Annotated in this window: 12 protein-coding genes; 6 read left to right on the forward strand and 6 right to left on the reverse strand. The window is 46.1% G+C overall.

Translation table 11 applies throughout. The features are described 5' to 3' along the window. Nucleotides 1–178 precede the first annotated feature (178 nt). Together IGI76_RS00435 and IGI76_RS00440 are read left to right on the forward strand one after the other, a co-directional pair. Nucleotides 179–745: a hypothetical protein gene (locus IGI76_RS00435; protein ID WP_086294339.1), complete on the forward strand. Its 567-nt coding sequence runs from the start codon at nt 179–181 to the stop codon at nt 743–745. A gap of 296 nt (nt 746–1041) precedes the next feature. Continuing rightward, the gene (locus tag IGI76_RS00440) at nt 1042–1455 is read left to right on the forward strand and encodes a phosphate-starvation-inducible PsiE family protein (protein ID WP_005232820.1); all 414 of its coding nucleotides are present in this window, start codon (nt 1042–1044) and stop codon (nt 1453–1455) included. A 33-nt stretch (nt 1456–1488) separates the two neighbouring features. On the opposite strand, the gene IGI76_RS00445 is transcribed toward IGI76_RS00440, so the two are convergent. From IGI76_RS00445 to IGI76_RS00455, 3 genes are read right to left on the reverse strand one after another with little or no spacing between them, the layout of a single operon-like run. Continuing rightward, nucleotides 1489–3360, reverse strand: coding sequence for a fructose-1,6-bisphosphatase (locus tag IGI76_RS00445; RefSeq protein WP_333718866.1), 1872 nt, complete (start codon nt 3358–3360; stop codon nt 1489–1491). Then, a complete protein-coding gene (locus tag IGI76_RS00450) occupies nt 3350–4168 on the reverse strand; it encodes a pyruvate, water dikinase regulatory protein (protein WP_086294341.1) in 819 nt (272 codons plus the stop codon). The genes IGI76_RS00445 and IGI76_RS00450 overlap by 11 nt, the downstream gene beginning before the upstream one ends. A gap of 12 nt (nt 4169–4180) precedes the next feature. Next, nucleotides 4181–4816 (reverse strand): helix-turn-helix transcriptional regulator, encoded by a 636-nt coding sequence (locus tag IGI76_RS00455; protein WP_005232817.1) that lies wholly within the window; start codon nt 4814–4816, stop codon nt 4181–4183. Between the two features lie 190 nt (nt 4817–5006). Here IGI76_RS00455 and ppdK point away from each other — a divergent pair, with 190 nt between their 5' ends. After that, nucleotides 5007–7640, forward strand: a complete 2634-nt coding sequence (ppdK, locus tag IGI76_RS00460; RefSeq protein ID WP_333718867.1) for a pyruvate, phosphate dikinase — start codon at nt 5007–5009, stop codon at nt 7638–7640. 82 nt (nt 7641–7722) lie between these two features. Here ppdK and IGI76_RS00465 read toward each other — a convergent pair whose 3' ends face one another. Beyond that, complete coding sequence (locus tag IGI76_RS00465) at nt 7723–8115, reverse strand: YbaN family protein (protein WP_005226569.1); 393 nt, start codon at nt 8113–8115, stop codon at nt 7723–7725. 171 nt (nt 8116–8286) lie between these two features. On the opposite strand from IGI76_RS00465, the gene IGI76_RS00470 reads away from it, so the two are divergent. From IGI76_RS00470 to IGI76_RS00480, 3 genes are all read left to right on the forward strand, one after another. Further along, nucleotides 8287–9096 (forward strand): aldo/keto reductase family protein, encoded by an 810-nt coding sequence (locus IGI76_RS00470; protein WP_005226570.1) that lies wholly within the window; start codon nt 8287–8289, stop codon nt 9094–9096. 285 nt (nt 9097–9381) lie between these two features. After that, nucleotides 9382–11427 (forward strand): methyl-accepting chemotaxis protein, encoded by a 2046-nt coding sequence (locus IGI76_RS00475; RefSeq protein WP_005226571.1) that lies wholly within the window; start codon nt 9382–9384, stop codon nt 11425–11427. A 272-nt stretch (nt 11428–11699) separates the two neighbouring features. Next, nucleotides 11700–11909, forward strand: coding sequence for a hypothetical protein (locus IGI76_RS00480; protein ID WP_086294343.1), 210 nt, complete (start codon nt 11700–11702; stop codon nt 11907–11909). Between the two features lie 33 nt (nt 11910–11942). On the opposite strand, the gene IGI76_RS00485 is transcribed toward IGI76_RS00480, so the two are convergent. Both IGI76_RS00485 and motA read right to left on the reverse strand, forming a co-directional pair. Then, on the reverse strand, nt 11943–12713 hold the full coding sequence (locus IGI76_RS00485) for an OmpA/MotB family protein (protein ID WP_086294344.1): 771 nt from the start codon (nt 12711–12713) through the stop codon (nt 11943–11945). A 13-nt stretch (nt 12714–12726) separates the two neighbouring features. After that, nucleotides 12727–13491: a flagellar motor stator protein MotA gene (gene motA, locus IGI76_RS00490; protein WP_005232810.1), complete on the reverse strand. Its 765-nt coding sequence runs from the start codon at nt 13489–13491 to the stop codon at nt 12727–12729. Between the last annotated feature and the right edge of the window lie 404 nt (nt 13492–13895).

The raw sequence follows: 13895 nt of genomic DNA on the forward strand, positions 1-13895 counted from the left end.
CAGGTGATCGACCGTCGCCCTCGGGCTTTTTTTGTTGCGCAACGGGCATTCATGTCTTTGTCATCTTTGAAAATAAAACTTAATTTGTTGACGATTGCTTTTTTTTGTATAATATAAGAATGAGATAGATCATTGACGGAAGGTCCAACCATATTTTTGGGAAAGGATGGGGAGTGCGATGAAATTCAAGTTCAATATGCAGTCGGCATTAGTCAGTTGTTTTGTTGCGGTTTTTTTGAGTGTGGCAATCAATCAAGATGCCAATGCCTTTGTTGCCGCGCCCTTTGTTCGAGATTCTTCCAGTAGTTCCTCCGAGCCACCTTACCAGACCGCAAGCAGCAGTATCGAAGAAACCTCTGATTCCAGTCAGATTTTTTATGAAGCCAGTGTTAGTTCGTATACACCTTCTTCAACGACTAGTCGCTCGATCGAAGCGTCGACAAATGAAGGCACGTCTGTTTCTGTAAGTGAAGCAGAGACAGAGCCTAGCGTCAGCACTTCAGCAAGTAGCGAAAGCAGTTCGAGTACCGCGCCGAGTGGCGGATCAACCACCACTAGCGATACTTCTAGCAGTAGCGCTAGCAGCAGTTCTTCAAGCTCTTCCAGTACGAGTTCGACCAGTACTACAACAAGCAGCTCCAGCAGTGAAACGACTGAGCCGTCTTCAGAAACCTCCAATAGCGACGACGAAGCCGCGGAAGATACGAGTGAAAATGTTGATCTAACAGTCGAAGGGGCTCACTGAGCCTGACTGTAAAAATCAATCTCATCTAAAGGGACCATTTCAGCTAGGCCTTGTGCCTAGCTTTTTTATTTGCTTATGTTCAGAGCCACGAACACACCAAGTGCACGAAGGATGCGCGATTCCTCACTCTGAGACTTCAAAAAGTAGCAAAGAGGAAGGTTTTTTGGAGGATTGCTGGGACAGAAAAGAGCTGTCTTACGTTTTTATTCACTGCCTCCATAAAAAAACTGCACTTGCAAGCATATCATAAAGTGATTCTGAGTAGTTTCGCTATAATAAGTGCGAGGAGGGGTGTTATGGGAAAGTATTTTAAGCACTTCGAAAAATTGATTAGTGTTGTGGTTGATATTATGTTAGGACTGTTGGTTCTGTTGGTTTTGGTGGTGATGGCGGAAGCGATCTACAAAATCGTTGTCCATGTGATCCCACTGCATGAAGTTAGCGATCTTTCTTTATTGATCGAAGAGATCGCCACATTGTTTATTTTACTGGAAATTATTTTGATGTTATTGCGTTACGTAAAAGAAGGTCACCATATTCCGGTGCGTTACTTGATTTTGATCAGTATCACAGCAATTTTAAGAGAGCTGCTTTTAGCGCAAGGAAAAGGGTTAGAAACGCTCTTTTTGGCGTTAGCGATCTTGGTCTTGATCATTGTGCTGCAGGCGTTGGAAAAACTCAAAGCCTTTCATAGTTCCAAAGGACTGTAAAAAAAATCATCCGATTGGTTGACGAATGACTCGTCAAGGGATCGGATGATTTTTTAATTCTTCAAAATGCACTCGACTTTCTTGCTGCAGCCGCTTGCCGATATCTGTTTGGCCTACCGTTGTTCTTTCCGTTTGCCGCACGACGATTTTTTTCTGAGTGACGATGTCACGTCGCTGCTGGATGGCTTGCTGGCGATCTGTAAAGGGTTGATGGGCTGCTAAGGTCATGCCGAAGGAATTTGACAACAGCGTGTAACCAGCAATGCCTGTGACGGATTGATAGGAGCGAGAGAGTCCGCCATCGATCACCAATAAACGACCATTTGCCTTGATGGGCGTCTCGCCTTTACGCACTTTGACAGGGGTATGGCCATTGATGATGTGACCTGTCGGCGGCAGACCGAAGGCAGCTAGGACACGGCAGCAGAAGTCTTCGTTTTCCCTTAAAGAATAATAGGCATTTTTTTGTTCCGTATGGGTGTTGCGATCTGCTATAAAGTAGCGCTCAAAGGTTTTCATGGCTTTTTTGCCAAAGAGGGAAGAGCCTTCGCCGCACCAAAGATACCAGATCATATCGGTGGCAAGGTCTGTTTGCTTTTCTGGTTGGGCAAAGCTTTCCTGCAAACATTGCTGAAAAAAGTCCATCAACGCTTTGCCTGCTAAGGGCTGCTGCTGGAAAGTAAAGGCCAGGAAATCGCCGTTTTCCTGACAAGGCAGGCAGCCGTGATACAGCAGGTTGTCGTTGAAGCGCTGATACAATGTGCCATGCTCAACTAAAAAGCGCATATGCGCAGCTAAGCGAGGCGAGCGTTGAAATTGGCTCAGCAAATCTTGCAGTACCTCATGTTCTTCTGCTGTCAAACGGTAAGGATCATCGGGATCTACTAGTTGAAAACAGCCGTTGATCAAAGGATAGGTCTGGTCTAGCTGGATTTGTTGCCGATCTTGAGACAAGCGATGCAACAAGCAGCGCTCTGCCATCGCAAATGCTGGTCGCCGCTGGATCACGGCTGCTTCGACTTTGAATTGGATGATGGCAAACGCCTGTTGCAAAAGCATGGCTGCTTTTTTTTGCTGGCTTGATAAAGGGTCCACTGTTTTTTGCGGATAAAAGCCTTCATTTTCTGTGTAATATTTTTGGCTAAAAGCCAGTGCTTTTGATAGATCGATCCCATAACCATCTTGTAATAATGCCAGATTGCCGTAGCGAGCAGCGATGCGGATCGTATTGGCCAAACAGGGCAGCGAGCCGCAAAAGCTGCCGATCCACAAAATATCATGGTTGCCTAGCTGAATATCCAGTGAGGGCAAAGTCATCAAGCGATCGACGATTTTGTCTGGCGCTGGTCCGCGATCATAAATATCGCCTAAGACGTGGAGATGATCCACTACGAAGCGCTGAATCAAGTACGCCAGTTCTTGGCAAAAAAGCGGGGCTGCCTCTAATTCAATGATCTTATCAAAAATCGCCCGATAGTAAGCTTCTTTATTGAAGTCAGCATCATATTGGTACAACAGTTCTTCTAAGATATAAGCAAAAGAAGACGGCAGTGCTTTGCGTACCTTGGAGCGTGTGTATTTACTGGAAGTAAAGCGGGCAACTTTCACTAGCTGTGCCATCTTTAAGCGCCAATCGGCAGGGGTCCATGCCTGTTCTTGTAATAGCTCCTCTGGATAATAAATGACAAAACAAAGTTCGGTCTGTTCTTCTTTCGTCAAGACGCCAGTAAACAAAATCTCGACTTTTTCTCGGATACTGCCAGAACCATTCCGCAAAATATGGTCAAAGGCATCGTATTCACCATGCAGATCGCTGACAAAGTGCTCGGTGGCTTTCGGCAGCTGCTGGATGGCTTCCAAGTTGATGATCTCGGTCAGGTTTGCCAAGGCGTCTTTATTGAACATGGACCTGTTCTTTGGCTTGTTCTTCAATCAGCATCGCGCTTTCTTCAATGGAGCGTTTGCTGACATCGATCACCGGAATGTTCAGCTTTTTGAACCATTCATTCGCGTAAGCTAATTCTGCTTCGATTCGTTCACAATTGGTGTAATGGGTCTCTTCTTTTAAGCCCAATGAATGCATTCGGGATCGCCGAATCTCGGTCAGAGATTCTGGATTCGTGGTCAAACCGACCATTTTTCGCGGGTCGACTTGGTGCACTTCGGCTGGCAAAGCAACTTCAGGAATCAAAGGCAGATTTGCCACTTTGTAGCCGCGGTTTGCCATGTATAAACTCAATGGTGTCTTCGAGGTTCGCGAAACCCCTAAGAGGACAAAGTCAGCATCGAGAAATCCCCGTGGGTCTTTGCCGTCGTCGTATTTCACCGCAAATTCCATCGCTGCCACCCGGCTGAAATATGCTTGGTTCAAGCGATGCAAGGCACCAGGCTCTTGGACGGCTTCTAAACCGAATGTTTTTTCCAGCATCGTGGTCAAGGGCGACATAAAGTCGACATACTGCAAACCAGTCCGCTTGGCAAAGGCATCAACAAAGGCGACTAATTCTTTATTGACTAAGGTGGTAACGACGATCGATTTGTCTAGCAAGGCATCTTTGAGGATCTCGCCTAAGCTCTCTTCATCATTAGTAAAGGGAAAGAGCTGGATGTCTGAAAGGTCGATCGTGGGAAACTGCGCGGAAACGGCTGCGATCAGCTTTTGTGCCGTTTCGCCTACGGAATCTGAAATCAAATATATTCGAACGTTCTTCATTGTTTTTGCCCCCTAAAAGTGTGTGTTGTCACTGTCATTGCCTGCTTGAATAAAGTAATTCATCAGCCGTGTCTTCGTGATTTTGCCGATGACTTTTTTTGGTTCCTGCGGATCGACCACAGGCAAGGTATCGACTTCATGTCGCCCTAACAACGTACCAGCCGTCAAAATCGTTTCTTCGGGTGTGATGGTCACGATGTTTGGCATGCGAGTCATGATCATCGCTACAGGTGTTTTTTCTGGTGCGGCATTGCTGATCGCAAAGCGCAGTAGGTCTTTGCGGGAGAGGACCCCAATCAGCTCGTCTTGGTCATTTTTGACATAGAGGGAACCGACATCGTACATAAACAAAGTCGTGACCGCTTCATAAACGGAGACCGTTTGTGAGATCAGCAACGGCGGGATCATGACTTCTGCAACTTTGGTATGATAGAGTTTTTCGAAAAGCAAAGGCTCAACGGTTTGTCCTGTATAGAAATAGCCGACTTTCGGTCGGGCGTCTAATAAACCGGTCATGGTCAAAATCGATAAGTCATTCCGCAAGGTTGCGCGGCTCAAGCCCAACTGCTTCGCAATGGTCTCCCCACTGATCGGCTGATGCTCTTTGACGATCTCAATGATTTTCATTTGTCTTTGGCTTAATTCCAATGTGTCACCTTCTTTCTTTTATGTGCTATGCTATTGATTATATGATTTTCCGAATAAAAAGGCAATCCTTCTCTTTTAAAAAGGATAAATCCCTTAAAAGTTTTCTTTTTTCAGCTTGACGATTAAATGTGTCATACTATATACTGCTAATTAATCGAAATGGTATATAACATTTAAAAGGAGGAACATGATGGAAAAAGCAGTCGTATGGTTTTCAGAAGGCACAAAAGAGCAAAAAGCACTATTAGGCGGGAAAGGGGCAAATCTTGCGGAGATGACCAATTTGGGTTTGCCTGTTCCCCAGGGATTTATCGTCCCTGCGACTATTTGCCTGACCTATTTAGAAGAACAGGTTCTTCCTGAGGCGATCATCAAGCAAGTCAAAGCTGCCATCGAAGAATTGGCAGTCCGCAGCAACAAAACATTTGGCGGACTGCAGTCGCCGTTGTTGGTTTCTGTCCGCAGTGGGGCTAAGTTTTCCATGCCAGGGATGATGGATACGATCTTAAACCTTGGGTTGAATGATGAAACCGTCCAAGGCTTGGCTCAGCAGACGGGGGACCCCGTTTTTGCTTATGATTGTTACCGCCGCTTGATCCAGATGTATGGGGATGTGGTGAAAGGTGTAGCAAAAGAGCACTTTGAAGCCTACTTGACAGATTATAAGAAACAGCAGAATTATGCGTCAGACCAAATGATGACCGGCAATGATTGGCAAATGATCTGCCGCGTGTTTCAAAGTATTTATATGGAACATACTCAAGAAGCGTTTCCGCAAGACCCGTTTCAGCAATTGTTGGCAGCCATCACGGCGGTTTTTCGCTCATGGAACAACCCACGGGCCAAGACCTACCGATCTCTCCATCGCATCCCTGATGATCTAGGGACTGCCGTAACGATTCAAGAAATGGTTTTTGGTAACAGCGGGATAAATAGCGGGACGGGTGTCGCCTTCACCCGCAATCCAGCAACCGGGGAACCGGGACTTTTCGGCGAATTTTTAGTGTGTGCCCAAGGGGAAGATGTGGTTGCAGGGATTCGTACACCGCAACCGATCCAAGCGTTGGCACAGCAGCATCCCATGATCTATCAGGAATTAAAGCAACTGGCTGAGCGTTTGGAGGATCACTATCAAGACATGCAAGACATTGAGTTTACCATCGATGACGGCCAGCTGTTTGTCTTGCAAACGAGAAACGGCAAACGAACCGCCGCTGCCGCAGCGCAAATCGCAACGGATATGGTCGCAGAAGGTCGGATCACTATCAGGCAAGCACTAGATCGCATCGCACCAGAAATGATCGATCAATTGCTGCACCCGTTATTTGCCCCCGAAGCCTTACAGCAAGCCAAAGCCTTTGCGCAGGGCTTGCCGGCTAGTCCAGGAGCAGCTTCAGGACATGTCTATTTCACTGCAGAGGCGGCGGAAAAAGCCAGCCGCGCAGGAGAAAAAGTCCTGTTGCTGCGGCAGGAAACCTCACCTGAAGATATTGAAGGCATGGTGGTGAGTGAAGCGATCATTACCGCTCGTGGGGGGATGACTTCGCATGCAGCGGTGGTCGCCCGTGGTCTGGGGGTCTGCTGTGTGGTAGGGTGCGAGGCATTAAGTGTCGATGTATTTTTGAAGCAGGCTCGCTGCGGCGAGCTGCTGATTGAAGAAGGTGACGTGCTTTCGGTAGACGGCAGCACTGGCAAACTGTATCAAGGGCAGCTGCCTATGACCAGTGTCCAGGAGCGGGTCTTGCTGGATCAGCTTTTGACGTGGGCACAAGCCCAGGCAGATCTAAAGGTTTACGCAAATGCGGAAACGAAAAATGACATTGAGGCTGCGCTGGCCTTTGGGGCAGCGGGCATCGGTCTGGCACGGACGGAGCATATGTTTTTTGGGGAAGAGCGTTTGTGGAAAATGCGGGAAGTCATCTTGGCGGAAACGAAGGCGGAACGATTGAAGGCGTTGGCTGAGATCAAGGCTTATCAAAAAGCCGATTTCCAAGAAATGCTGCAGGCCGCGCAAGGAAAGAAGTGCACGATTCGTTTATTAGATCCACCACTTCATGAATTTTTGCCCCATGAGCATGAACGCCTTGAAATGGCTCGCCGTAGTCAAAAATCATTGGCAGTGATCGAGCGGCGAATTGACGAGCTGCAAGAGGTCAATCCCATGATGGGGCATCGCGGCAGCCGTTTAGGACTGAGCTATCCAGAAATTTATGAAATGCAAACAGCGGCGATTTGTGAAGCGGCTGTGGAATTGCGGCAGCAAGGAGTCGAGGTAGAGGCGGCGATCTTATTGCCCCTGATCAGTTTGCCCGCAGAGCTGCAGGTGTTGAAAGCGACGTTGACACAGGTGATCGCTCAAGCAGAAGCAACCCTGCAGCAACCATTGCACATCGAGATCGGCATGATGATCGAGACACCTAGAGCGTGCTTGATCGCTGGGGAGTGTGCTGAAGATGCTGCGTTCTTTAGTTTTGGTACCAATGACTTGACCCAAATGACGTTTGGCTTTTCGCGGGATGATGCAGGCAGCTTTATTCAAGCCTATTTGCAGTCGGGGATCTTACAGGAAGATCCTTACCAGCACTTAGATCAGGCGGGTGTTGGCACCTTGATGCGCCAAGCGATCACTGGCGTAAGAGATCGTCAGCCAGAGCACTCGATCGGTGTTTGTGGCGAAGTCGGCAGCGATCCCTATTCCATTGCATTTTTGCGAGAGATCGGCATCGACTATGTTTCTTGCTCCCCATACCGAATCCCTGCTGCCTGGTTAGCGATCGCCCAATCCGCCCCCATCATCGAAGAGGCGTCAGTGGGCTCCCGCTAAAATAGGAGAAAAAAATACACCGCAGTCCACTAGCAAGGCTCGCCTGCTTGGTGGATTACGGTGTGTTCGTGCAGCGTCGTTCTTACAGGGGCTGATCCGTTTTTTGAATCGCGGGTTTGCGTCCTTTTAAATACCAAGTGATCCCAATGACATGGGCGAGGTAGATGGCAGCGAGGACGAAACGTACCAGCAGATTAGGGATCAATAGTGCAGGAATTGCAAAGACTACCAGCATCATGGCAAACATCCGAACCATTCCCTTGGTGCTCAGCTGTTTTTGTACGAGTGGTTTTTCAATGTATTTTTGATAATTTTCTGATTGAACCAAGCGTTGATAATAGGTATCGGAACTCCGCAGCCAGAAATAAGCCGTCAGCAAGTAAAAGACCGTTGTAGGTAAGAAAGGCAAAAAGATTCCTAACGTACCTAGACCGAATGTCAGTGATCCACAAAGAAAAAACAGTGTTTTTTTCAAAAGTAACCCTCCTTATTTGGGTGTTTCGTGTCTTACCCTCAGTATAACGGAGGAGGGGCTGCTTGAACATGCGTTTTGTGCTTTTCCCCGTTTTTAGCGGCAATAAGAGTTTTTCTTCCCCTTACTCCTGCTTTTTTGATAGACTAGAAACAACACAAAGGGGGAAGCAGCATGGAAACGATTGAATTGAATACCGGCATTCAGATTCCAGTGATCGGCAGCGGGACGAATACATTTGGGAAAGAAAACCGAGAATACCAAGGTGCGATCAATGATGATACGACAGAGCTGTTGACTGCCATCAAGCTTGGGTATCGGCATTTTGATACGGCGATTTCTTACCGCAACGAAGCCGTAGTAGGCAAAGCCATCAAAGAAAGCGGGATCGACCGCAGCGAATTTTTCCTGACTTCTAAGATTCCTGGGAAACCAGAGCATACGCAAGATGCAGCTGCCGTGAAAGCGTCAGTCGAAGCGAGTTTAGCAGCCTTGCAGACGGAATCGATCGATCTTTATTTGATCCATCATCCGTGGGACAACTTGGCAGAGATCGCCGCTGTCTGGGCGGTTCTTGAGGCTTATGTCGATAAAGGGGTCTTAAAAGCGATCGGGGTGTCCAATTTCCAAGAAGAAGAACTTAGCTATTTATTGGCAAACAGTCGGATCAAACCAGCGGTCAATCAAATCGAATCGCATCCAGGCAAGTGGAACGATGCGATCATCGCCTATTCCTTAGCCAATCAGGTAGTTCCAGAAGCCTGGGGGCCACTTTCACGGATTTCAGAAGCGGCTCGGGAAACCTTGACCCAAATCGGTGAAGCGTATCAAAAAACCTGGAGCCAAGTGGTCTTGCGTTACCAAATCGAGCGTGGGGTGATCGTGATTCCGAAATCCCATTCAGAAAAACATCAAGCCGAAAATTTAGCGCTCTTTGATTTCGCTTTGACTGCGGAAGAAAAAGCTGTCATCAAAGAATTATAGGCAATAAAAAGCAGCCCCATTAAAGGGGCCCCTACAGCCAGTGCGGAAACTTCCGTGCTGGCTATTTTTATGCAGTCGCAACGCTCCTTCATGACTGAGGAGCTTTTCTATTCGTTAGATCAGCAACCGTAAGCCTTAGCAAAAAAGAAAATGCGCTTGCAGCCGTTTCTGCCAATGAACCCTCTTAATCATTCAAAGAAATAACCGATTATCCTTACTAAGGGTCGTCTACGGACGAGTCTTCATTGGATCGTGTGAAATTGGAAATGAAGGAGTGGCACAGTTGTGAAAAAAAGAAAAAAGACGATAGGAATTTATGTGATGATCACCTTGATGCTGGTTGCGGGGATCCCGATCATTGTCATGCTGACAAGTTCCTATTTAACCACCAAGAACTTATTGATTGAACGAAATGATTTGAACAAAGAAAGTGCCGTCAATTTGATCTTGGCGGAAGAAAAGAGTTTGCGCCGATCGACGGAAAGCAAATTGAAATCAATGGCTGAACTGCCAGCGATGAAAACAGAATTCAGCATGGGACGCATCCGTTCAGATCTTTCTTTAGCGATTGCTGGAAGCAACAGCTTCTTAGCGGTGACTTTTGGAACAGAAGATGATGAATATGTAACCTTCAATCCCTTACCAGATGATTATAAGCCTACGATTCGGCCATGGTACAAAGGGGCCGTAAAAGCCGAAGGAGAAGTGTATTGGACAGCACCTTATTTAGATACAGTGTCGAATCAATTTGTGACGTCGGCTTCGATCAGGGTCAAAAATTCCCATAATCAAGTGGGGGTTTTAAGCGTCGATGTTTCCTATGAAAGCATTCAAAACATCTTGTCTTCCTTTACCGTAGGGCGGACTGGGAATGTCACCTTAGTTTCAGAATCTGGGGTCATCGTGACCTCAAAAAACACCAAACAAATCGGTAAGAATATCAAAGAAGAAGAAGTGTTCCAAAAAATCAAAGAAGCTAAAAACCCGACAGGCATGGTTGGCTTAGGCGACTCGAATAAAGTCAACGATGTGTTGTATGACAAGTCTGCTGATTCCAATGTTTGGGCGTACTCCGAAGTCAAAGCTAGTGATCTAGACAAAGAGTTAGGAGCGTTAGTCCGCACCACCATTATCGTTACGATCTTGATGCTGCTCTTTGTAGGACTGGTTTCTTATGCCGCGATCAAAGTAGTCGCAGCGATCATCGATTGCTTCAATCGTTACTTTAGAAAAGTCGGTGAAGGCAAACTAGAGAAGATGAGCAAAACCAAAAGAGCCAAAGGCGAAAAATGGACATGGGATCAATTGGCACGCCGAGTTGTATATCCAGACAAAGCAGGCAATGAGATCCAGCAAATGGCGGACAATTACAATGTGATGATCGAAGGCACGGGTGCATTGATCCAAAAAGTACAAAAAGAAAGCAACAGTGTCGCAGGAATGTCGGATTCTTTATTAGAATTGTCAAAACAAACCAATATTGCGACAGAAGAAGTCTCTCAAACCATTACGGGTATTGCTGAAGTGACCGGTGCTCAAGCCCAAGAAACAGAATACAGCGTGTCACAAATGCAAAATCTGTCGCAAGTCGTGAAAGAATTACGAGAAAATGTTGGCGGCATGAGCAGCAAGTCGCAAGAATCTACGAAGATCAATCAAGAAAACTTAACGATCATGGATCAAGTCGATGACAGCTGGCGACAAGAGTTGGCACAGATGGAGCGCTTGATGTCGAACATGACGGGAATGAATGATAGTATCCAAAACATCAACTCGATCATTGGGGTCATCAACGATATTTCTTACCAAACCAACTTGCTAGCCTTGAATGCATCGATCGAAGCCGCAAGTGCAGGTGAGTCGGGCAAAGGCTTTGCCGTCGTAGCTGCTGAGATCCGTAAATTGGCGGAACAAAGCAAGGCTTCTACCAAAGAGATCGAAGCGATCATTGAAGAAATTCGTGAGCAGTCTAGTCAAATGGTCAAACAAACGTCGGCATCTGTCAAAGGCGGCGTTCGCCAAACCAACCTGATCAAAGAAGCGATCTCCTCTTCAAAAGAAGTTTTCCAACGCAGCAGCTATATGATCGAAGGCATCCATCATATTGAAGCAGCCAGTGCTCGTATCGAAAACATTCAAAACAGTGTACTGGAAAACTTAGAAAACATTTCCGCATCAACGGAAGAAAATGCCGCTGGTACACAAGAAGTTTCCGCAAATGCAGAAGAAGTCTTGGCAACCATGGATGAATTTACCAACCATGTGGCCGATCTCAGGGACATTGCAGAAGAGTTGAAGCGATTGACCAATCGGTTTGAAGTGGAAAAATAAATGATTGACTAGCGAAAGCTGATCATCCCCCCCATTCCCAATAAATTCGTTGGTAATGGGGTTTTTTTGATGTGTAAGGTTAAATCAGAATTGTCCAACTGCAAAAAAGAAGGTCAGTTAGGGAACCGTAGGGTGAGGCATGAAGCATCTGTTATAATGAGAAGAAGCAACCAATGGCTGTCGACTTTTGCCAAGCAGCAACATCAGACAGGTCAACTGTGATTGCTCATTAAGAAAGCGTACACTTTAAGTTGAGAAAAGGAGGGGTACGGTTGCTGAAGATTTTTGGAAAAGAATACCAATTGATTCGTCTCGCCTCTTGGCTGATGCTAGTTATGGGTATCATCATTTTAGGCTTAAAAGGGTTGCTTTTTATGGTTTTTGAGATTCCTTTTATTGACCGTTTCACATTGGTGGGCATTGTCATCATTTGTTACGGCTACTACAATTTATTTATAGATAAAAAAAACGATCGCCTTTGAAAGGGGATCGTTTTTTTAATTGGAAAAGGTTATTTATTGAGCAACTGCCGTTTCAGTCCGCTGAATGATCATCTCCACGCGGCGGTTTTCCGAGCGGCCTTGGGGGGTGTTATTATCGGCTTTCGGTTCGGTATCGGCAAAGGCTTGGATGGCAGCATTTTTTTCTAAAACGGCGCCTTTGCTGATGAAGTACTCCATAACGGTAATGGCCCGAGCGGAACTAAGATCCCAGTTAGATTGGTAGCGGCCATTGCCTTTTTCAGGTACGTTATCGGTATGCCCAGCGATCACGATTTTGTTGGCTTTTAGTTTTTTCAGTGAGTCCGATAGTAGATCCAGTGACTGACGAGTGGTGTCCGTGATCTCGGCGCTGCCAGAGGCAAACAAGATACTGCTGGCAAGCGTGATATGCAAGCCATCGGATTCCAAGCGGACTTCTGTCTGCTCTTTTAAGCCAGAAGCTGCCAGCTCTTGTGACAGCTGGTCGCTGATTTTTTCTAGTTGCTGATTTTCTAGTTGGGTCCGAACCGCTGCTTCTTGCGCTTGTGCTTCGGCAGAAGTGGCGGCTTTTTTTCGCGGCGTGGTCTCGCCCATATCGATCACTGACCCAATCACAGATGAATTGCTGTGGTGGCTGGAAAGGATGGTGCCGAATTCGCTTCGGATTTCTTGGAACTTCTCATCATCGACTTTCGCCATGGCAAACATGACGATGAACAAAGCCAGCAGCAAGGTCAACATATCCGAGTAAGGCAAAAGCCACGCTTCGTCTACATGTTCTTCATGTTTCTTTTTTCGCTTCATGTCGCTTCACCCTTTATAATTGTTCTTGCCGTTTTTTCGGATCGATCAAGCTGTATAATTTTTTCTCAATGCTTTTCGGCGATTGTCCGGCTTGGATCGCTAAGACCCCTTCCACGATGATCGACATCATTTGGACCTCTTGCTCCGATTTCAAGGTCAGGCGTGAGCTAAAGGGAATGAACAGGACATAGCCGAAGAAAATACCATAAAGGGTCGCCACGAAGGCCGCCGAGATCATGTGCCCCAATGCCTCTACATCCTCTAAATTACCTAGCGCCCCAATCAGCCCGATCACGGCTCCTAACACCCCTAAGGTCGGGGAACTCGTGCCGGCGGTTTTAAAAATAGCCGAGCCGATGCGATGCCGTTCTTCGATCCCATAGATCTCATTCTCCATGATTTCTTGGATCTGTTCGGCGGCGATGCCATCAACCACCATTTCCAAGCCCTTTTTTAAAAAAGGATCTTCTAAGTTTTGGATGGCACCTTCAAGAGATAACAAACCATCGCGCCGGGCTTGGTTGGCTAATTCAACGATGGTATTGATGGTTGTTTTTAAGTCGTATTCTTTATTTTTCAGCAGAACGCCGAAGATCTTCGGGATTTTTTTGATATCACTGCTGGGAAATGAATTGATAACGGCTGCGATCACACCGACGAAAATGATGATCGCGGCTGCCGGATTGATCAAAACGGCCACATTGGCACCTTTTACAATCATCCCAACCACCACAGATATCAATCCTAAAATAATACCGATCAGCAAGAAAAAATCCATTTGTTGCGTCCTCCTAAATTCTATTTCCAGGTTTTAAACCCTCATTTATTTTATCGGTGAATTAAAATCATTCTTAATAGCAAAAAAAAATAATCCTAAAAATAACTAAAATAAATTTTCAGCTTCTTCTTTTTTTGTTGTTTTTTGGGCAAGTTGCGGCAAATTTTTGAAATGGTACAGCTTGCAATTTTTGTGAATATTTATAGATGGTACCGTTTTTTTTCGTGAAGCGTTTCTCAGGGTTTGTCATGTCATTCAGCACAAATGAAAATGTTTTAATCAATTTTTCGAATAATGCTTGTTTTTTTATCAAAAATCATCTTTTGATCAAAAAGCATAGATATGCTTGTAAAACGCTTTATATCGATCGTTTACTTTTTATAACTGGGGACGAAATTGCGATG

It is taken from the genome of Enterococcus sp. DIV2449a, assembly GCF_051711225.1.
GTDB lineage: Bacteria > Bacillota > Bacilli > Lactobacillales > Enterococcaceae > Enterococcus_D > Enterococcus_D casseliflavus.

What these genes read in the sequence shown, in the direction of transcription:
- IGI76_RS00435 (WP_086294339.1), top strand. Translation starts at nt 179, where the DNA reads ATGAAATTCAAGTTCAATATGCAGTCGGCATTAGTCAGTTGTTTTGTT.
- IGI76_RS00440 (WP_005232820.1), top strand. Translation starts at nt 1,042, where the DNA reads ATGGGAAAGTATTTTAAGCACTTCGAAAAATTGATTAGTGTTGTGGTT.
- IGI76_RS00445 (WP_333718866.1), bottom strand. Translation starts at nt 3,360, where the DNA reads ATGTTCAATAAAGACGCCTTGGCAAACCTGACCGAGATCATCAACTTG.
- IGI76_RS00450 (WP_086294341.1), bottom strand. Translation starts at nt 4,168, where the DNA reads ATGAAGAACGTTCGAATATATTTGATTTCAGATTCCGTAGGCGAAACG.
- ppdK (WP_333718867.1), top strand. Translation starts at nt 5,007, where the DNA reads ATGGAAAAAGCAGTCGTATGGTTTTCAGAAGGCACAAAAGAGCAAAAA.
- IGI76_RS00470 (WP_005226570.1), top strand. Translation starts at nt 8,287, where the DNA reads ATGGAAACGATTGAATTGAATACCGGCATTCAGATTCCAGTGATCGGC.
- IGI76_RS00485 (WP_086294344.1), bottom strand. Translation starts at nt 12,713, where the DNA reads ATGAAGCGAAAAAAGAAACATGAAGAACATGTAGACGAAGCGTGGCTT.
- motA (WP_005232810.1), bottom strand. Translation starts at nt 13,491, where the DNA reads ATGGATTTTTTCTTGCTGATCGGTATTATTTTAGGATTGATATCTGTG.